Genomic DNA, 19,384 nt, shown 5'->3' on the forward strand with positions numbered 1-19,384 from the left:
TTCCAGGCACAGCGCTGGCAAGTCGCCAGCGTTGTGTTCCAGCCTTGACTACACTCCTTTCACCCAGCGGAGGTTGCGCCCGGCAGTGCGCCGGCAAAGGAGTGCTCCATGTTTCCCCGCACGCAGTTTTCCGGACCGGCTCGGCAGCGTGGCGCTATTGGTCTGATAGGGGCGTTGGCGTTGGGCACGGCGGTGTTGTGCACGCTGGTGGTGGTCGACAGCGGACGCCTGTATCTGGATCAGCGTGAGTTGCAGCGAGTGGCCGATAACGCCGCGCTGGAAGCGGTGGCGCGGGGCGGCAATTGCCAGGCGGGACTCAGCGCGGCGGCCTTCGCCAAAGAAAGCGCGGTGCGCAACGGTTTTGCGGTGGGAGACGACAGACCGCTGACAGCCACCTGTGGCTCGCTGCAGACCGGTGCCGACAACCTGCGCACCTTCAGCCCCAACGCCAGCCAGGCCAGCGCCATCCGGGTGGTGGTCAGTGAGAGGGTGCCCACCAGCATCGCCCTCGGCGTAACCAATCTGTTTTCCGACAATCCCGTCAGCGCCACGACCTCGTTGAGTGCCTCGGCTGTAGCAGCCCAACCCAAACCGCCGCTGGCGCAATTGACGATTCGCAGCACGCTGGTCGATCTCAATCTGTTGAACGGGGCCCTCGGCGGCCTCGCGGGTAGCGCGATCAATGTCAGCCTGCTCGGTTGGCAAGGCCTGGTCGATACCGACATCAGCCTGCTGAGCTACCTGAATCAACTGGCCATTGACCTGGATGTGAGCGCCGGAAACTACAGTGAACTGCTCGACGTCGATACCGACGTCACTCAACTGATCCAGACCAGCATCGCCGTGGCCCAGAAGAACGGCGCCACCGCCGAGGTCCTGACGGCCCTGGGCAGCATCAAGGCAGCTGCCATCAATACCGTTCCGGTGAAACTGGGTGACCTGTTGAAGTTGCAGACCGGCACCGAGGACTCCGGGCTGGATGCCAACGTCCAGCTGCTGAGCCTGGTCGAGGCATTCCTGCAACTGGCCAGCAGCCAGAGCGCCGCGGCTGTCACGCTGCCAGTGAGTGTGTTGGGGCTGGCGGGCGTCACCACCCGGGTCAAGATTGTGTCACCTCCCGAGTTCGCCATCGGCAACCCGGAATTGGCCGCCGCCGACCCGCTGGGGCCCAATCGCATCTATGTGCGTACCGCCCAGGTGCGTGCGTTGCTGAGCGTGGATCTCTCGCTGATCAACAGCGTGTTGCAGGCGGTGAATACCCTGCTGTTGCCGGTGGTGGTCACCCTCAATACGGTACTCAGCGCCAATCTCAGCTGTGTGCTCGGTGGCCCTTGTGTAAAGACTGACCTGATGATCCTGCCGAACGGCGCGAACCTGGATGTCAGCCTCGAAGTGGCGGCCGGCGACAGTCATGTCACCGGCTATACCTGCGTCAGCGACAGCAACAACAGCCTTTCCGTCGACACCACCACCTCCGCGGTCAAGCTCAAGGTCGGTCGGGTGGACGCCAGCAACTGGGCGTCTTCGACCGCTCAGGTCAGCGTGAGCCCCTTGCCGCTGGTGGATATCGGCGCGAGGACCTGCCAGGGGCTGTCTGGCCCTTGCGGGGCGCGCGTCTCGTTTGCCGGCGGCGGCAGCGAGGTGATGATCGACACCTCGATCGCTGGCACCCACGAGCCAAATTTCACCTTCATCAATCCACCGAAAATGAAGCAGGAACTGGCGGACGACGATTGGCACAGCGTGACCGCGGCCAATGTGGTCAGCAGCCTGCGCGAGTCGCTGACCGGCATCTCTCTGACTCCGCATTCGCCCACCATCGGCAGTCTGCTCGGCGTGGTGCTCAATACCTTGCTGACGGCATTGAACAGCGTGGTCAGCCTGCTGGCCACCGCTATCGGTACCTTGCTCGGCCCCTTGCTGGACCCGCTGCTGAACAATGTCCTGGCGGTGCTGGGCATCGATCTGGGTAAGGTCGAGGTGGGCGCCAACCTCAGTTGCGGCCAGACCGGTCGGGCTTATCTGGTGCTCTGATCGCTCTGTACCAACGGCAGTTCGATGCAGAAACAGGCGCCTACGTCGGTGTTGCTGACGCTCAGGCGTCCGCCCATGTTCTCGACTATGCCGTAGCTCACCGAGAGCCCGAGCCCGGTGCCCACGCCGACTGGCTTGGTGGTAAAGAAGGGCTCGAAGATGCGCTCCAGCAGGCGTGGGTCGATGCCGCCGGCATTGTCTTTGACCAGCAGCCGCACCCGCTGAGGGTCATGTTCGGCGCGTACCGCGATCCAGGGCCGCCAGTCCGGATCCTGCTCGCGCCGGCCGAGCAGCGCATCCCGGGCATTGACCAGCAGGTTGATCAAGACTTGCTCAAGCTGATCGACATGCCCCCGGACCTGCACCTTGAAGTCGATTGGCGCGATGCGCAATTCAACGCCCTTGCCGCGCATGCCGTCGGCCAGCAGCGACAGGCAGCCTTCCACCGCCTGGGCCGGGTCGAAAGGTTGTTGCTCGATCTCCGAGCTGCGGCCAAACACCCGCATATGGTCCACCACCCGGCCGGCCCGCTGGACCTGGGCATCGATGCGTTTGAGCTTGTCCTGCAGGTAGTCGAGCTGCACCTCGCCGTTGTTCAGGCGCTTGAGCACGTTGACGATGGCCATGCGCATGACATTCAGCGGCTGGTTGATTTCATGGGCCAACCCGGTGGCCATTTCACCCAGGGTGGCCATCTTCGCGCTTTGCATCAGTTGCAGCTGGGAGCGGCGGACTTCGGTGTTGTCGCGGCCGACGGCCTGGATCTCCCGCAGACGACCTTGCGCATCGAATACCCCGCGGTCGGACCAGACCCACCAGGCATGTTCGCGCCCCGGCAGTTGCAGGTTGATTTCCGCGGTGCTGACCGGAAATTCCGGGGTCAGCTGGCGGATGCGCTGCACGAAGGCGGTGTGTTGTTCGGCGGACAGCCAGTCACCGAGGTTGGCCCCGGCCAGTTGTTCGGGCGGGCATTCCAGGTAGGTCGCCAGGGGCCGGTTGCCGAAGGTCAGGGTCAGGTCGGGCAGGTAGCGGCAGATCATTGCGGGGGAGTCTTCCACCAGGATCCGGTAGCGCTCCTCGCTGAGTCGTATCTGCTCGGCGGCCAGGGTGGCGTCGGTGACGTCCAGCCACAGGCCGACGGCCTCGACCGGCATGCCCAGGTCGTCGCGCAGCAGCCTGGCCTCGTCGAGCACCCAGTGGTATTCGCCACGGCTGTCGAGCAGGCGGTAGCGGCTGCGCACCGCGCCTTCGCGCAGCAGTTGCCGGTTGCGCTCGAAGTAGCGGTCACGGTCGTCGGCATGCACCCGTTCTGCCAGGGCGCCGTCGTTGCAGTCGTTCAGGCTCCAGCCGAGCAGCGGCTGCAGGCTGTCGCTGAAAAATGTCGGCTGCAGCGCGCCCTCGACATAGCGCTGGACATAGATCACCGCCGGCGAATGAGCGATCAGGTTGTCCAGCCGGGCGTGGGCCGCGGCTGCCTGTTGTTCCTGGTTCTTGATGTCGCTGATATCCAGCATGAAACCGACAAAACGCTGGTTCTGGCCAATGCCCAGGGCCTGCCCCTGTAGGCGGTACCAGATGGCCGGCAACTGCGGGTCAGCCCGCTGCAACCTTACGCAGAGCAGTAGGGGTTTACCCTGTCGCAACTCCTGCAGGCGGCTGCTCAACTCCTGGCGATCGGCGGGATGGATCAGGGCCAGCCAGGCCTGCAGCGACAAGCGCCGGGTCTGGGGTTCCAGCAGCAGGTTGAGGGCCAGCTGCGGTGCCAGCTGGATCTCGTTGCCCTGCGGGAACAGCTCCCACCAACCGGTGCCGAGCAAGCCTTGCAAGGCCTCCAGGCGCTCCAGCTGGTGATGGTGTTGCTGTTCGCGCAGGCGTCCGAGCAAGGGCCCGGCCAGGGCGGCGCTCAATTGCAGCCAATCCCGTTCGCTCAATTGCGGTGCCAGCTGGCGCACCGGGTAGAAACCGCAGAGCAGCCAGGCCGCGACGCCGTGATCGTCGCGAAAGGGCACGACAAAACCCTCGCTGTTGCCGAACGCACGTTGCAGGCGCGGATGGTCGCCGAGGCCTTGAGTGAAGGTCAGCGCTTGCGGGGCATTGCCGTTCAAGCTGTCCAGCCCGGTGCCCAGCACCTGGTCCTTGTGCCACAGCTGTGGGGCATCGGGGGCCTGATACACACCATGGATATGCCAGCCCTGTTCCTGGTCGTCGAGCAGCGCCAGGGCGAGGCAGGGGATATGCCAGTGCTGGGCCAGGGCATGGAGTTGCTCATGCAGCACCTCGGGCAGGCGGAAGAGGCTGCACAGGCGCAGTTGCTCGCTGATCTGCGCGGCGAACTGCTGGCAGTCCTGGCGTTGCTGCGCCTGCTGGCGTTCCAGCAACAGGTCGCCGATGTCCAGCAGGTGCAGGAGCCAGCCTTGGGTGGAGGGTTGTACCCAGCCGCGCAGGTGCAGGGTTTGCCCGCCAGCGCCATGGAAGTCCAGGTCGAGTACGTGCCCCTGCCAGTCGCCAGGGGTGCCTTCGACACTCAGCGCGCTGTGCGCCAGCAGGTAATCCAGCAGTGGCGCCGGCCCTTCGGCGGACGGCGGCTGAGCCAGGGCGTGGCGTAGCGGGCCGGTCATTTGCAGCACCTGGGCATTGTGGTCCAGATGCACCAGCAGGCCGACCCCGGGCGTGGCCAGGGGCGACGCGGGAGGAAGCGCCTGGGGCGTCGTTCGGCCGAGAAAACGCCCGAGGAGTTTGTCGCCCGAGCTCAAAATTGCAGACTCGACTGAGCGCTGAGGTTCGCTGGCAGGGCGGGCACGCTGCCCAGGCCCGGCAGCACCAGGAAGGGGATGACCTGTCTGAGCTTGTCGCTGGAGTAGTGGACCCGCACCGTGAGCAGGCCGCCGGCGTAAGTCACGGTGGCATCGCTGGCGCTGTTGGCGTCGAAGTCGAAGGCCTCCGGAATCCAGGTCAGTTGCTCGCGCAAGGTGTTCTTCGCGCGTGCTATCAGGGCGGCGTCATAACCGGGCATGGTGGGGTCCAGGGCGACGCTGCGCCGCACCGCTTCGGCAGTGGCCTTGTTGAAGGACTGCACCATCAAAAGCGGCACGCTGTAGCTGACCAGGCCATAAAACACGGCGAAAAAGATGATGAAGACCATGGCGAATTCGATGGCCACGGCACCTTTTTGTTTTCCAGGCAGGTTCACTTTCACGGCGGCGTCTACCCTGACTGCTAGTAGGTCATGTCAGCATAGAGTCATTCAGCCAGAAGGGATGTTTTTTAACCGATGCAGCATTGGATTCTATTGGCTTGGCTGGGGCTGTGTGCGGTGCAGGATATCCGCCAGCGTCATCTCGCCAACGGCTTGACCCTGGGGGTCGCGCTGCTGGCGCTGGGTTACTTGCTATGGGCCGGCAACACCTGGCTGGGCGCCGACGCGATACAAGGGGGCAAGGCGCTGTTGCTGGCGTTGCTGCTGACCGTGCCGGGCTATGTGCTGGGCCGGATGGGCGGCGGCGACGTGAAGCTCCTGGCGGCCCTGGGGCTGGCGTCCGACCCTTTGCACCTGTTGGGCACCTTCATCGGTGCCGCGTTGGCCAGCGGCCTGTGGTGGCTGCTCGCGCCCAGGCTGTTGCCCGCTGTCGACCAACCGCTGGCAAGGTCCTTGCGCCACCTCGATCCGCGGCAGGGGCAAACCTATGCCTTTGCACCTTTTGTCCTTATCGGCATGGCCCTGACCCTGCTGTGGACCCGCTAGTCGTCGTGCCATCTATCTCTATGTACATAGTCGGAAAGTAGTCTACGTTTATTCTGTACCTGCCCGAGGTGGACGCGGCAGGGCAGGAGCATTCGTCTTGGGCTTGCCAGGCATGGAGTTGCGCGTGAACAAGCTTATATCCCGCATCAAAGTACTCGTGGTCGACGACCAGTCGCTGATAGTCGAAGAGCTTTGCGAGTTTCTTGAAGGCAGCGGTTATCGCTGTGTCCCTTGTGAGTCCAGCCGTCAGGCGATCCAGCAGTTCAATGAAGATGCCGAAATCGGCCTGGTACTGTGCGACCTGCACATGCCCGATCTCGATGGCATCCAGTTGGTGCAGGAACTGCAGCGTATCGCCGGCAAGCATCGGGTCTTCGAAGCCATCATGCTCACCGGCCAGGCCGACAAGCAGGATGTGATCAAGGCCCTGCGCGCCGGCATCGCCGACTACTACCAGAAACCGATCGACCTCGATGAGCTGCTGGCTGGCCTGCAACGCCAGGAGGCGGCGTTGCAGGAGCGGCAGAAAAACCTGCAGCTGGGGCATCTGAACCAGAAGCTGCAGTTCCTTTCCGAATCCATCGACGACCTTTACCAGGACCTGGACAAAGTACGTCGCGCACCACTCGCATCACCGACGACACAGGCGTCGGACCAGGGTGGCGAGGTGGAGCAGATCGAAATCCCGGCGATCTTCAGCCAGCTATCGCCCCGGCAACTGGATGTGGCCCGCCTGGTAGGCAAGGGGCAGACCAACTACCAGATCGCCTGTGAACTGGGGATCACGGAAAACACCGTGAAGCTCTACGTGTCCCAGGTGCTGCGTCTGACCCATATGCACAACCGTACCCAGCTGGCGTTGGCGCTGGCACCCAGCAACTCGGGGTTGCGCCAGCGCGTGACCGCACACTGACGCCTTTCAACGCGCAGCAAACCCCGGCACCGAGGGTTTGTTGCGTCCTGCATGCCGACTTTTGCCATTCAGTGTGAGCCGCTGCTTCCTTCTATCTATTGGGCGAAAGCCCGGGCAATGGCGCTGACACCAGGTCCGGCGAGGACGATCAGCAACGCCGGGAAGAGAAACAGCATCATCACGACGGACATTTTCGCCGACATCTTCGAGATGTATTCCTGCAGGCGCGTCAGGCGCCGGTCATCGAGCAGCAGCTTGAGCGACTGCAACGACTTCATCGCCCCACCGCCCTGGTGGATCAGTTGTTGCAGGATCACACAGGTGTCGGTGAACTCATCGACGGCCAGCAGCCGTGCGGACTTGTTCAGTTCTTCCCCCAGTTCCAGGCCGGAATCCACCCGGGCCAGTACCATACGCAGCTCCTGGGTCAGGGCCGGCAGCAGTTTCTGCGCGTCCTTGCTCAACACCCGCAGAGCCTGTTCCACCGCCATGCCCGACTCGAACAGGATGCGCACCAGGGGAATGAAGGTGGAGATATCGACCGCCAGTTGTTTCTGCCGTCTGCTGGCGGCCATGGCCAACAGACGCTTGGGCAGCAGGTAGCCGATGCTCAGAGCGAACACCGGGGCGACCCAGTGGTTTTTCGCCGCCGGGAAAAACACCCCCTGGATCACCAGGGTCAGGCCCAGGGCGAGCACGGGTACGCCGATCTGGCAGGCGGCGAACAGTGAGCGTTGCCGCGCGCTGCGCCAGCCCAGGCGGTTGAGCAGCAACTGGGTTTCGTTGTCGAGCCTGACCGCGTGCTGGCCGATCTTGCTGTCGCCCAGCAGGTGCAGCCAGTTGCCGAGCCTGTTGTCGCGCGCCAGGTGCCCCTGCAGGCGTTCGGTCACCTGACGAGTTCGCCGACGCTGTTCCAGCAAGCTGCTCAGCATCAGCAGCATGGCGGCGAGAAACAACAGTGCGCTGATCAGCAAGGCTGCCATGTCAAACACTCCGCAGCATGCGCCAGAGCAGCGCACTGCCGACGATCTGCAAACCGAAGGCGGCCAGCAGCATCATCCGGCCCCCGCTCTGGTTCCACATGCTCATCAGGTAGGTCGGGTTGGCTATCAGGAAATAGCCGGCCAGTGACACCGGCAGGGCCGCGAGGACCATCGCGGTGATACGGGTTTCGCCGGTCATGGCGCGCAGTTGCCGGGCGGCCTGGTCGCGTTCGCGGATCAGCTTGATCAGGTTTTCCAGCAGCTCGCTGGCATTGCCGCCATAGCGGTGATTGACCTTGAGCCCGAGGGCGAACAGGCGCAGTTCATCGCGCTCGTACAATTCGGCGAAGTCCGCCACCGCATCCGGCAGGTTGACCCCCAGCTGCACGTTGCGTTGGACCCGGCCCATGGCGTGCTGCAACGGATTGTCGGCGGCCTCGATGCCACCCAGCACCGCGTCGGCCAGGGTGCGTCCCGACTTGAGGCTGCGCACGGCATGGTCGAGCAATGGCGGCAGCTGTTCGATCATGCGCTTGAGGCGCCGCCGGTACAGCCAGCTGATATACAGGCGCAGCAGCAGGGGCGGTGCGACGAGCAGGGCGAGCAGCCCCGGCCATTTGCCCAGCCCATACCCGAGTATGCAGCCCACCGCCCAGACCACCAGCCATAGCCCCAGGCGTTCGGTGGGACGACCGAGGCCGGCGCGCAGAAAGGCCCTTTCGAGTCGGTTCCAGGAGGTCTTTTCCACGCTCGGTTGCGGTTGCCCCTGGGCCAGGCGGTCGAGCACCCGGGCAGTGCGGGCCTGGCGCAGGCCGCTGTAGAACATCCAGCCCGACAGCCCCAGCAGGGTCAGGCACAGGAGGGCAAGCAGCACGGGACCTAGCATGCGGTGGCGCTCCCTGGCTCAGTTGACGGGCAGGTCGGCGTCGCGTCGCAGCTTGTCGCCAGCGGGGTTGGCCGCTTCGCGCAGAAAGCCGAAACCGCTACGTCGGTTCAGACGGAACAGGGTGTTGGTGACGTAAATGTTCTCGCGCACGCCGACCACTTCCACCACCTCGCTGACGCAGCGCCGGCCATCGGGCAGGCGCGTCAGTTGAATCACCACGTCCAGGGCCGCGCAGATCATCTGCCGCAGGGTGCGTTCGGCCACCTGGCGCCCGGTCAGGCCCACCAGGGTTTCCAGGCGCAGCAGGGCATCCTGGGCATTGTTGGCGTGCACGGTGCTCATGGAACCGTCGTGGCCGGTGTTCATCGCCGTCAGCACATCGAGTACTTCGACGCCACGGATCTCGCCGAGGATGATCCGGTCCGGGCGCATGCGCAGGGCGTTGCGGATCAGGTCGCTGGCCTTGACCTCGCCATGCCCTTCGGCGTTCGGCGGGCGGGTTTCCAGGCGCACCACATGGGGATGGCCCAGTTGCAGTTCGGCCACGTCCTCGATGGTCACCAGGCGCTCGTGAGGGTTGATCAACTGGCTGAGAATATTCAGCAGGGTGGTCTTGCCGGTGCCGGTGCCGCCGCTGATCAGGATGTTGCAACGCTTGCCCACGGCCTCCTGGACGAATTCGAAGATCGCCTGGTCGATGGTCTGCATGGCCATCAGGTCGCTGCTCTTGAGCATGTCCTTGCGGAATTTGCGGATCGACAGGCAGGGGCCATCCAGGGCGATCGGCGGGATGATCGCGTTGACCCGGCTACCGTCGGGCATCCGCGCATCGACCATGGGCGAGGACTCGTCGAGGCGTCGGCCCAGGGGCGCGAGGATGCGTTGCATGACCCGCTCCACATGGTGCGCATCGATGAAACGCAGGTCGCTCTGGTGCAGCACGCCATCGCGCTCGACGAACACCCGGTGCGGGCCATTGACCAGGATCTCGGTCACCGCCGGGTCGCGCAGCAACACTTCCAGCGGGCCGAAACCGGTGAGTTCATCCACCAGTTCTTCGGCCAGGCGCTCCATTTCATAGCGGGAAATTGCCAGGTGCAGGCGGGAGATGTACTCGGCCACCTTGTCGGTAATGAAGTGCGCCAACGCCTGGCGCGAACCTTCCAGCAGGTTTTTCCCCGACTCTTCGATGGCGTCGATGACGTAGCGATGCAGCACCAGCTTCAGGCCCTCGTGATCGGTGTTGCCGACCGTGTTGTGGGGCTGGGCGCCGAAAAGTTTTTCTCTGCTCATCTACTTCCCCTGAGGCGCTCGAACCAGCCGGGCTTTGCCGTGGGCAGCCCTTGGGAGCGTCTGGCCAGGCGCTCGCCGAGGGTCTTCAGGGCTTGGGTCAGGCCTTCGCGAGGGGCCAGTTCGAACAGCGTGACGCCCTGGTTTTTCGCGTTGAGACGGACCTCGGGGCTATAGGCCAGGACCGCGATCACTTCCAGGGCAAAGGTCTTGCCCAGGGTTTCCGCATCTGGCGCGACCCCACGCAGGTAGCGGTCGAGCAGAAGGCGGGCGTGTTCCAGCTTCATGCCTTTTTCGCGCCAGAGGTTGAGCACCGCGAGGTTGCGGCGGCAGTCGAGCACGCTCTGGTCGGTGTACCAGAGCAACTTGTCGCAATGGCCGACGAAGGTACGCAGGGCTTCGCTGTCCGGTTGGCCGGTGAGGTTCACCACTATGTGCTGGAAGTGCTGGCGCAAGGCGCTGAGCAGCATGTACAACTCGGCGGCGCTGGTGCGCTCCAGCGGCTCGTCATGGTCGGCATAGGCCAGGATCCGCAGCCCGGCTTCGGTGCTGGTGAAGGCACTGTCGATCAGGGTCGTATCCAGGCGTCGCAGATGGCGCAAGGCATCGCCGAAGTGGAACGAACTTTCCAGCCCCAGCAGCGCCAGGCTGTCGCCGCGCGGCAGGCCCAGGTCGAGCAGCAGGGTCTGCTGGCCGCTCTTCTGTACCACCAGCGCCAGGTGGCTGGCGAGCAGGGCGCCATCGGCATCGCTCTGGGTGCCGTAGAGCACGGTCAGGCCGCCGAGCTGGGTGCTCGGCGTGACCTGGGGCAGGCGTTTGCTCAGGCGCCGTACCAGGCCGGCCACCTCGCTGGAGCGCGAGCCGTAGGCCACGAAATCGCGGGCCCCGGCGCGCATGGCGTTGAGTACCAGTTGGTTGTCCATGCCGTCGCCCAGGGCGACGATGGCCAACATCGGCTTGGCCTCCAGAGCGCCCTCGATCAGCGCCGCCTGGGTGACCACATGCTCGCGATCGAGGCCGACGAAGACCAGGCTGGCGCACGTTACATCCACCAGCGCCAGCAACTCGTCGAGGCTGCCGCTGCCCGCACTGACCACCTGCCCGAGTGGCGCCAGGGCGCCTTGCAACCATTCCAGGTCGGTGCCGTTGCGGGTGATCGCGAGGAAGGTCTGGCTCAGGTTCTGACTCATTGCGATAGCCCACTGCGTTGATTGAAGTTGCGGTTTTCCAGGGAGTACCAGTCCGGGTCATGGTTGCGCAGCGGCACGTCGCCCTGGACAGGTACACCGCTCGACATCAGGGCCCGGATCAGGCCTTTGCACAGGGGCTGGCAATCATTGGACATGAAGAAGTGTCCTTGCATGATCAGGGTGTTTGTTGGCTCGCTTCGATGCCGCGTATGACTTCTATCTGGGCGCGACGCGCTGCGGCGTCGAACGTTCTGGCGCTGGAGGGAGGGGGCGTGGACAGGGCCAGCTGGTTGAACTGGATCAACGACCTGTCGAGGTTTTGCAGCTGCTTCGACGCGCTTTTTTTGCCCGCCCAGTAATGCGCCAGGCGTTTCTCGTCGGCGCTGCGTACCGCCAGGCGCAGAACGCCGGCTTGAGCCGCGAGCATCAAGCGGCTCAGCAAGGGTTCCGGGACGGCCAGCAACACGCTGCGCGCGTTCAGGCGACGCTGATCCTGTTTGAGTTTTTCCTCGGGACTCGCGGGCGGCGAGCCCGGCTTGCCATCGTTGGTCAGGCCCAGTTGCTCACCGATGCCAAGCACTCGCAGGGCCGGTACCACGACCTGGGCCGAGGGCAGCAGGTTGTTGCTGTCCTGGCGCAGGAACAGCAGCACATCGACGTAGTCGCCAGGGCTCAGCTGCCCGCTGGCGCCGATGACTTCGTCTACCGCGACCGCCAGGGCGCGCTCATCGGGACGGATCATGCGGGCCACGCTGCCACCGGCTTCGAAGCTTTCCTCGCTCAGCCAGGTCCCCGCCGACAGTGCCCGCCATGGAGTACGTCCGATGACCTGATCGAGGCTTTTGAGGCTACCGGCGGGGGCAGTGCGCAGCCGTTCCAGAGCGACATCGGCGGCCTTGATGGGAACGAACGGAGGTATGTCGCGTACCAGCACCGCGACGGGTTGGCGGGTCGCATCTTCGGCGGAGGCAGTGACGGTTTGCACGATGGCGGGGGAAGGCTGCGCTACAGGTTCCGCTGCGGGCCGACGACTCAATGCCACACCCCAGTAACCGGCAATGAGGGCCCCCACCAGAAACACCCCAGCCAACCCCATAGTGATACGACTGTTCATGACGGCTCTCCCTTTCCCGCTGCATCACCGACTCGCAAATTCCAACGAGCCAATTTCGCAATCAGGCAGCTATGAACATGCAACTATTTCGCTATTTGAAGGTAGAACAGCTGCAACAAAACGCCATTACTGCTGAGAAAATAACTGGGTTCATCCGCACCTCTGTCCGATGTCGCGTTTTTTTGACGTCAAAGGGCCGAACTAATACTTAATGATTAATCAGTTCTTACAGTTGTTGGCTGGAAGTTTGTTGACAATGCTGTGGTGGCACAGGGGAATCATGTTGCAACGCTGCAACACCCGATGCATTGAGGAGAAATTAGATGTTCTTCATTCTCGCTACCCAATGGATCACCCTTCTGGCCTCCCGGCTCCTGCGTTTCCTCAAGAACAACGAGGGGGCGTCAGGGATCGAATACGCACTTATCGCCGGCATGGTGGCCGTGGCCATCGCGGCATTCGTACCCGACATTTCGAGCGCTATCACCAACACCTTCACGACCCTGCAAGGGGCGTTGGAGGGCGACACTACCGCTGCTGCTCCTAGTGGTGGTAGCTAGTAACACAGGTCCTCAAGGCTTTATCGAGGCGTCGATACCCTCAGTACGCAGACTTTCAGGTATTGCCCATGAGCTCCTCTTCGTTTCCACGCCAGCAGCTTCTTCTCGTGGACGATGAAGAGGACGCTCTGCTCGAGCTGGCCGAGCTGCTGGAAGGCGAAGGCTTCTGCTGCTTCACCGCGACCTCGGTCAAGCTCGCCCTGGCCCATCTCACTCAACACCCGGACATTGCGCTGGTCATCACCGACCTGCGCATGCCGGAGGAGAGTGGCCTGTCGCTGATCAGGCGACTGCGCGATCACACGTCCCGCCAACACCTGCCGGTGATCGTCACCTCGGGTCATGCCGACATGGATGACGTCAGCGACCTGCTGCGCCTTCAAGTGCTGGACCTGTTCCGCAAACCCATCTACCACGTGCGCCTGCTGGAAACCCTGAACACCCTGTTCCCGCAACCGCGCATCCACCTGGTCAATCCCTGAACCTTCCCGCCCTTCCAAGCGCCCGGCTTTTGGCGCTGTCAGTTTGACTTTTTGATAGTGTCACAATGATGGCTCCTGTACATTTGCCGCCGCTTGTCCGGGCGTTTGCCGACAAGCCGGTAGGGATGCCTGAAAGACGCCGGCGCGCCTGCTGAAACCTGTCGTCCGTGTTTCTGGAAGGGATATCCCATTGAATACTTCATTCCTGCGCCGCTCGTTGTTGGCGCTGTCTGTGGCTGCCGCCGCGACCCATGCACCATCGTCGATGGCGGCGGACCTGAACTACGACCTCGGTGGCGGTGCCTTGAACAGCACGCTGCAGACCTTCGGCAATGTGCTGTTGAGCGGGAGCTCGCAGAACACCGGCGCGGATTTCAGGGGGCTGACGGTCCAGGGCAGTTTTATCAATGAGGGGGCGGTCAACTTCAGCAGCGGCTCGACCCAGGCCGGGTTGCTCTTCGCTTCCCAGGCGGCGACTGCTTCGACCTTTGCCGGCGATTTCATCAACCGCGGTTCGGTCCGGATCGACGGTCTGGATACGTCTGTCTTGCCGAACGGCATCCTGCATTTCGGCAGCCGCATCGGTGGCAACCTGATCAACGAAGGCGATATTTTTGTGTCGGCCCCGAGTGCCGTGGGTGTGGATCTCTACCAGTCGAGCATCACCGGCCAGGTGCTGAACAAGGGAACGATTGCGGTCAAGGGCGAGGACGCCTACGGGCTGTTGATGTTCGCGACCCAAACCGGCATCGACAATACCGGCACTATCACTGCGCGTGGACAGAACGCCAAGGGCATCGAAATCGAAAATGCCACCGCCAGCGGCTCAACTATCGGTGCTTCCAGCGCTATCAAAAACAGCGGCACGATTGCTGCCGATGGTATCGGCGTACATCTGATCAGCTTCGCCAGCACTGCTCCGCAGTTCTCCATCACCCAGACCTCCGGCCTGATCGAAGGGGGCACCGCGGCGATCCAGGCTGACCAGAAGAACGCTTATTTCTACTGGCGGGGCGGCCAGGTCAAAGGTGATCTGCTCGGGCTTTCCGGTGTGCTGGTCAAAGGCGATGTGTCCTTCGACGGCTCGACCATTCGTGCCGGCTACGTGGACATCGATGGCGGCCGCCTGACGTTGCTGCGTGCGCAAACCACCCTCGATGGTGGGCTCGACCTGGACTCTTCGACCGCCACCCTGCGCTTGCTGCTGGACAAGGATACCAACCCCACGACGCCGATCCTCAAGGTCACGGGCGCGACCTATTTCAGCGAGGGAAGCCGCGTAGAGCTGGCGGCACGCTCCAACGATTTCCGTACCGGTGCCGATGGCACACGCTACACCCTGATCAACACCGGCAGTTGGGAAGACCCGCAGAACGCCAATGTGGTGTCGTCGTCCGCGTTGCTGGAAGTCAAAAGCTTCGGCATCGAAGGCAATGACCTGAAGGCGCTGGTCACCACCAAGAACGCGGCGGTGGTCGAGGAGAACATCATCCAGGCGGACGGCTCGCAAAACGCCGCGAACGCCATCAAGCCGCTGGCGAACAGCCTGATGACACGGCTCGATGAAAACGATCCGGTGTTCCGCGCCTTTGCCAGCGCCTCCTCGGATACCGAGCTGGCCAGGCTCTCCGAGACCCTGGGCCCGGATGTCAGTCGTGGCGTGATTCATGCCGCCACCAGCGGCCAGAACCTGGTCAACAACGTGATCACCAACCGCTCCAGCAGCGCTCGCAATGGCTTGTCTTCGGGCGACGTGCTGGCCGAGAAGGGCGTGTGGCTCCAGGCGCTGTCCAGTGACGCCGACCAGGACAGCCGCAAGGGCGTCGAGGGTTATGACGCCAACAGCCACGGGATCGCCGTGGGTGCCGATGGCCAGCTCAACGCCGACACCACATTGGGCCTGGCCTACAGCTACCTGGACAGCGACGTGAAATCCTCCAGTGGTAACAAGACCGATGTCACCGGCCATGCCTTGACCCTGTATGGCGACTGGAGCCACGACAACTTCTTCGTCGACGCTTCGTTGATGTACGGCTGGAGCGACAACGAGTCCAAACGCTACGTCGCCGGCACCCGCGCCAAGGGCAATTACGACAGTGAAATCTTCGGCGTCAATGCCCTGGCCGGCTACAGCCTGCGCCTTGACCGGCACCTGCTGCTCGAACCGCAGATCGGCGCCCGTTACGCCAACGTGATGATCGATTCGTACCGGGAAAAAGGCAGCTCGGCGGCCTTGAATGTCGCCAGCCAGCGTTATGAAGTGGGCGAGCTGGGCATCGGCGCGCGTCTGGCTGCCGCGTTCGATCTGGGCCGGGGCAGCCTGGAGCCGGAAGCCAGGGTCATGGCCTGGCACGACTTCATCGCTGACAAGGCCAGCACCACCTCGACCTTTGTCCTGGGGGGCACGCCATTCACCACCAGCGGTGCATCGCCGGTACGCGACAGTTATGAAACGAGCCTGGGAGCGACCTATCGCGTCGGTGCCTGGAGCCTGGGCGGTTCGTACAACTACCTGACCAAGACCGACTTCTCTGCCGACACCTTCACCGCCAAGGTGCGCTACGACTTCTGATGCTCGCCTGAACAAAACGACCCGCCTTCGAGCGGGTCGTTTTCGTTTGGCTTGAGGGGCTTCTTACAGCTGGTAGCTGAAACTCAGGGTGTAGCGCGGGCGGCGGTTATGGGTGTCCAGCGCTTCATCGGACATAGGCTTGGCCGCTTCGAGGGAGATGTTGTAGTACTTGGCGTCGCCAAAGCGCAGGCCGACGGCGGCCGATGACAGGCTGTTGCCCTTGACCGGCAGTTCGTTGAACCAGGTCCGCGAGCGATCCAGCACCACGTATGGCTGGAGGATTCGCAACCAGCGGTCTTCGCGATTGAAGCTGTAGTTCACCTCGTAGGCCGCGCCCCAGCCCTTATCGCCGGACGCCTGGTCGTCGGGGTAACCGCGGCCGAAGTTCTGCCCGCCGAACACCGCGCGCTCGCTGTCGGGCAGGTTGTCGCGACTCCAGTACAGGGCCGCCGACAGCACCCCTTGCCAGTTGTCGAAGAACTTGTCGCTCTGCACGCCGGACAGGCGCACGCGGAAGAAGTCCAGGTCATACAGGTCATCGTTGGTTTTCGCGCCCAGGGCGTCCAGCCCCTGGTACACCCCAGCACTGAGAATTCGCAGTTGGCGTTCGTTGGCCTTGCGCCAGTCACCCTCGAAGGCCAGGGCGCGAATATTGGTTTTCAGTTCGACGCTCTGCGGATAACCCACCACTTGATAGCGGGTCTTGTCGTTGACCGCATACAGGCGCGAACCCAGGATCAGCAGCTCGTTGGGCGCGGCGATGACCGGGTGGCTCAAGCCTATGGAGTAGCGATCGTTCTCCCGATGGGGCTTGAGTTCGAGGCCGTTGTCGAGCCGCACATTGGTCCCCGGGTCGGCGCGGTAGCGCGTGCCGTACAGGCTCAGTTGGGTGCCTTCGTCATTGAGAAACTGGTTGTAGTCCAGGCGGTAGTAGTGCTCGTGATCGTCCCCCGGTGGGAACAGACCGCTGAGGGTCACCTGCTCACCCATGGAGGTCTGTGAGTTGCTGCTGACCGCCAACAGGGCCTGCAGGCCATTGCGGTTGTCGTCGGTGGTGCTGAGGCTGCTGGTGAAGGGTTTGCGGCTGGCCTGGGCAATCAGGTAGGCCGCGCCGTCGGTGGTTCCCGGTGGCGGCACCTGGGCTTGCAGGGTGACCCCGGGAATGCGGCTCATCAGGGTGGTGTAGTGCTCGAAGGTCTTGCGGGTCAGCGGCCGTTCGGCCTTGAGTTTTGCCACCAGTTTGTCGAGGTAGGCCGAGACCGGGCCGATATCGCCCTGCAGTTGATAGTCCTTGATATAGCCCTCCACCAGGACCACGCGCACGGTGCCCTGGTCGAAGCTCTGTTGCGGCAGGAATGCATAGGACAACAGGTAGCCGTCCTGCTGGTAGCGACGGGTGATTTCCCGGGTGGCTTCGATCAGTTGCCCCAGGGTGCTTTCATGGCCGATCAGCGGCTTGTAGATCTCCGCCAGCTCGTTCAGCGGGTAGAGGGTGCCGCCTTCGATCTGCACCGTGCTGACGTTGATGGTGGTGCCCATCATCAGGGGCTGGGCCTGGGGCACCGTGGGTGGCGCCAGCTTGGGCGCCGGGGTCGTGGGGCGATAGGCGTCGGCCGGCAGGTTGGGCACCGGCAGGTTGCGGATGGTTTCGTTGCTATTGAGAAAGCTGGGAAGGTTTTCGGCGTGGACGTATGAGCAAAGCGAGACTAACAGCAAGGGAGCCAAAGCGCGCATAGGACACTCCATGGTCAAGTCACAGCAACGCGAGAGGTACTTCAGTCGGCGGCGCTTGTCAGGGTCTTGGCCTTGATCAAGTACTGCAACCGTCATGCTCCAGACAAGAAAAAGACGAGAGACTCAATCGAATCCCTCGTCTCCAACCAAGCGTAGGCGCTGTAGGTAGGGCCGTCGAATCGGCCAGGTGCAAAACGCTTATCGGCTGCCGCCCAGGGCTCCGGTCAAGCCACCGAGTACACCGCCCAGTGCGCCGGTGGTACCCGTGGTCCCGCTGCCGCTGGTGGTGCCACCGTCGACCAGGGTCCCGACCGTGGCAACGGTAGCGCCCAGGGTGTTGACGGTCTGGCCGACGGTACTCACCACAGGGTAGGGGGCGCTGGCCGTGATGCTGGTGCCTACCGTGCTGACGGCGCCGCCTACCTGGGTGAGCAGACCAGCGACGGGGCTGTCCACTCCGGTTGTGGCGCCTACTTGCTGGGTCAGGCCGGTGACGGTAGTGGTGACCGGGTTCAACGCCGCACCGACCGTGGCGCCGACGCCGGCCAGTGGCGCAGTGGCGCCGACATTGGCCACACCGGTGCCGCCCAGGGCGCCACCCACCGAGGCCACTACGTTGCCGACCGAGGCTCCACTTACACCCGCGGCACTGACCACTGTATTGGTGTTGCCGGCATTCAAGCCGTTACCCAGGTTGACCACCGCACCGCCGACGGTTTCCAGCAGGCCGGCGCCGCCGATGGTTCCGCCACCGGTGCCCGGAGCGGTCGTGGTAGCCAGGCCCCCGGTATCGCCAAGAGTGGTGGCAACGTTGTTCAGGGTGCCGCCCAGGGTGTTGGTCAATGGATTGCCATTACCGGCGACGGTGACCTTGTCGCCCAGGCCGTCGACGGTCGTCGCCACCTTGTCGATCAGGCCGCCGACCGGGGCGCTCAGACCTGTGGCACTGGCCACCTTGCCGGTCAGGCCTTCGGTCAAAGTCACTATCGGGACCAGGGCATTGTTGCCCACACTGTTGGTCAGCGAGCCCAACGGACCGCTGCTGGTGACACCGGTCAGGGTGTTGCCCAGCATGGTGACCTTGTCACCGACGCCATCGAGTACCGGGGCCACTTTGGTGACCACACCGCCGACCAGGGGAATGCTGCTGGTCGCGGTGCTCAATTTGCCGCTGAGGTCCGAGACGCCACCGCCGACATCTGTCACCACGTTGCCGACTATGGCCGTGGTCTTGCTCAAGGCCAGTGGATCGCTGCCCAGTTGGCCGAGGCCGTTGGTCAGGCCATCGCCTAGGGTGTCGACCACATTGCCGGTGGTGTTCACCGCGCTTTGCAGTACACCACCGACTACTGGAAGTGGGGCCAGCGCGCTGCTGAGGGTGCTGACACCATCACCGACGCCGCTGATGGTGGTACCGAGGTCAGACACCAGGGTCGAGGTGACCAACGGGGTGGTGCTAGGTGTAGTCGGGTCGGTCGGATCCGTTGGGTTGGTCGGATCGGTGCCGCCACCTCCACCTGTACCGCCACCTGTGCCACCCGTCCCTGCAGTGCCGCCGCCGGTCCCACCTGTGCCACCCGTACCGCCGCCAATTCCACCGGTCCCGCCTGTGCCTGCGGTGCCACCACCTGTTCCGTCGGTTCCGCCTGTGCCTGCGGTACCGCCACCGGTTCCGCCAGTACCGCCCGAACCGTCGCCGGACCCGCCAGAACCACCGGCACCGCTGTCGGTACCTGCCGCGCTGTCAGGCGAGGAGCTGCCGGAGCTGCTCTTGTGACCGCCACCGCCGCTGCTGCAGCCGGTCAGGCCAAGGGCCAGGATCAGGGCCAGTGCTGTGCTTGTTTTCAACCAGACTTGAGTTTTCATGAGTGAGATTCCTTGCAC

General features: G+C 63.6%; 16 protein-coding genes. 6 read left to right on the forward strand and 10 right to left on the reverse strand.

The window, feature by feature from the left end; all coding sequences use genetic code 11:
- Positions 1-108 precede the first annotated feature (108 nt).
- The gene (locus tag J4D52_RS01260) at positions 109-2,034 is read left to right on the forward strand and encodes a TadG family pilus assembly protein (protein ID WP_102675991.1); all 1,926 of its coding nucleotides are present in this window, start codon (positions 109-111) and stop codon (positions 2,032-2,034) included.
- Here the strand turns inward: J4D52_RS01260 and J4D52_RS01265 are convergent.
- Together J4D52_RS01265 and J4D52_RS01270 are read right to left on the reverse strand one after the other, a co-directional pair.
- Positions 2,019-4,787, reverse strand: a complete 2,769-nt coding sequence (locus J4D52_RS01265; RefSeq protein ID WP_102675992.1) for a PAS domain-containing sensor histidine kinase — start codon at positions 4,785-4,787, stop codon at positions 2,019-2,021. The genes J4D52_RS01260 and J4D52_RS01265 overlap by 16 nt on opposite strands.
- On the reverse strand, positions 4,784-5,230 hold the full coding sequence (locus J4D52_RS01270) for a TadE/TadG family type IV pilus assembly protein (RefSeq protein WP_102675993.1): 447 nt from the start codon (positions 5,228-5,230) through the stop codon (positions 4,784-4,786). The genes J4D52_RS01265 and J4D52_RS01270 overlap by 4 nt, the downstream gene beginning before the upstream one ends.
- 75 nt (positions 5,231-5,305) lie before the next feature.
- On the opposite strand from J4D52_RS01270, the gene J4D52_RS01275 reads away from it, so the two are divergent.
- Both J4D52_RS01275 and J4D52_RS01280 read left to right on the forward strand, forming a co-directional pair.
- Positions 5,306-5,776, forward strand: coding sequence for a prepilin peptidase (locus J4D52_RS01275; protein ID WP_053277286.1), 471 nt, complete (start codon positions 5,306-5,308; stop codon positions 5,774-5,776).
- Positions 5,777-5,900: 124 nt separating this feature from the next.
- Positions 5,901-6,689 carry a response regulator transcription factor gene (locus J4D52_RS01280; RefSeq protein ID WP_025807945.1) on the forward strand — a complete coding sequence of 263 codons (789 nt, stop codon included), beginning with the start codon at positions 5,901-5,903 and terminating at the stop codon, positions 6,687-6,689.
- 95 nt (positions 6,690-6,784) lie between these two features.
- On the opposite strand, the gene J4D52_RS01285 is transcribed toward J4D52_RS01280, so the two are convergent.
- Genes J4D52_RS01285 through cpaB form a run of 6 tightly spaced genes read right to left on the reverse strand, consistent with a single transcriptional unit; the run spans position 6,785 to position 12,152 of the window.
- Positions 6,785-7,672, reverse strand: coding sequence for a type II secretion system F family protein (locus J4D52_RS01285; RefSeq protein ID WP_102675994.1), 888 nt, complete (start codon positions 7,670-7,672; stop codon positions 6,785-6,787).
- A 1-nt stretch (position 7,673) separates the two neighbouring features.
- Positions 7,674-8,558 (reverse strand): type II secretion system F family protein, encoded by an 885-nt coding sequence (locus tag J4D52_RS01290; RefSeq protein ID WP_102675995.1) that lies wholly within the window; start codon positions 8,556-8,558, stop codon positions 7,674-7,676.
- Between the two features lie 18 nt (positions 8,559-8,576).
- Entirely contained in the window at positions 8,577-9,851 is a 1,275-nt protein-coding gene (locus tag J4D52_RS01295; protein WP_102675996.1) for a CpaF family protein, read from the reverse strand.
- On the reverse strand, positions 9,848-11,038 hold the full coding sequence (locus J4D52_RS01300) for a pilus assembly protein (RefSeq protein ID WP_063428139.1): 1,191 nt from the start codon (positions 11,036-11,038) through the stop codon (positions 9,848-9,850). Before J4D52_RS01300 ends, J4D52_RS01295 begins: the two co-directional genes overlap by 4 nt.
- A complete protein-coding gene (locus J4D52_RS01305) occupies positions 11,035-11,193 on the reverse strand; it encodes a hypothetical protein (RefSeq protein ID WP_164485745.1) in 159 nt (52 codons plus the stop codon). Before J4D52_RS01305 ends, J4D52_RS01300 begins: the two co-directional genes overlap by 4 nt.
- A 20-nt stretch (positions 11,194-11,213) precedes the next feature.
- Entirely contained in the window at positions 11,214-12,152 is a 939-nt protein-coding gene (gene cpaB / locus J4D52_RS01310; RefSeq protein WP_063428141.1) for a Flp pilus assembly protein CpaB, read from the reverse strand.
- A gap of 323 nt (positions 12,153-12,475) precedes the next feature.
- Between cpaB and J4D52_RS01315 the strand changes: the two genes are divergently transcribed.
- The 3 genes from J4D52_RS01315 (at position 12,476) to J4D52_RS01325 (ending at position 15,766) form a co-directional block, all read left to right on the forward strand.
- Positions 12,476-12,712 carry a Flp family type IVb pilin gene (locus tag J4D52_RS01315; RefSeq protein ID WP_063428143.1) on the forward strand — a complete coding sequence of 79 codons (237 nt, stop codon included), beginning with the start codon at positions 12,476-12,478 and terminating at the stop codon, positions 12,710-12,712.
- Between the two features lie 68 nt (positions 12,713-12,780).
- On the forward strand, positions 12,781-13,194 hold the full coding sequence (locus J4D52_RS01320; RefSeq protein WP_025807936.1) for a response regulator: 414 nt from the start codon (positions 12,781-12,783) through the stop codon (positions 13,192-13,194).
- Positions 13,195-13,384: 190 nt separating this feature from the next.
- Positions 13,385-15,766, forward strand: a complete 2,382-nt coding sequence (locus J4D52_RS01325; RefSeq protein WP_063428144.1) for an autotransporter outer membrane beta-barrel domain-containing protein — start codon at positions 13,385-13,387, stop codon at positions 15,764-15,766.
- A 63-nt stretch (positions 15,767-15,829) separates the two neighbouring features.
- Here the strand turns inward: J4D52_RS01325 and J4D52_RS01330 are convergent, their stop codons facing one another.
- Together J4D52_RS01330 and J4D52_RS01335 are read right to left on the reverse strand one after the other, a co-directional pair.
- Positions 15,830-17,500 carry a ShlB/FhaC/HecB family hemolysin secretion/activation protein gene (locus tag J4D52_RS01330; protein ID WP_063428146.1) on the reverse strand — a complete coding sequence of 557 codons (1,671 nt, stop codon included), beginning with the start codon at positions 17,498-17,500 and terminating at the stop codon, positions 15,830-15,832.
- 198 nt (positions 17,501-17,698) lie between these two features.
- Positions 17,699-19,366, reverse strand: coding sequence for a collagen-like triple helix repeat-containing protein (locus tag J4D52_RS01335; protein WP_063428148.1), 1,668 nt, complete (start codon positions 19,364-19,366; stop codon positions 17,699-17,701).
- Between the last annotated feature and the right edge of the window lie 18 nt (positions 19,367-19,384).

Source organism: Pseudomonas sp. GW460-12-10-14-TSB1 (genome assembly GCF_017349775.1).
Classification (GTDB): domain Bacteria; phylum Pseudomonadota; class Gammaproteobacteria; order Pseudomonadales; family Pseudomonadaceae; genus Aquipseudomonas; species Aquipseudomonas piscium.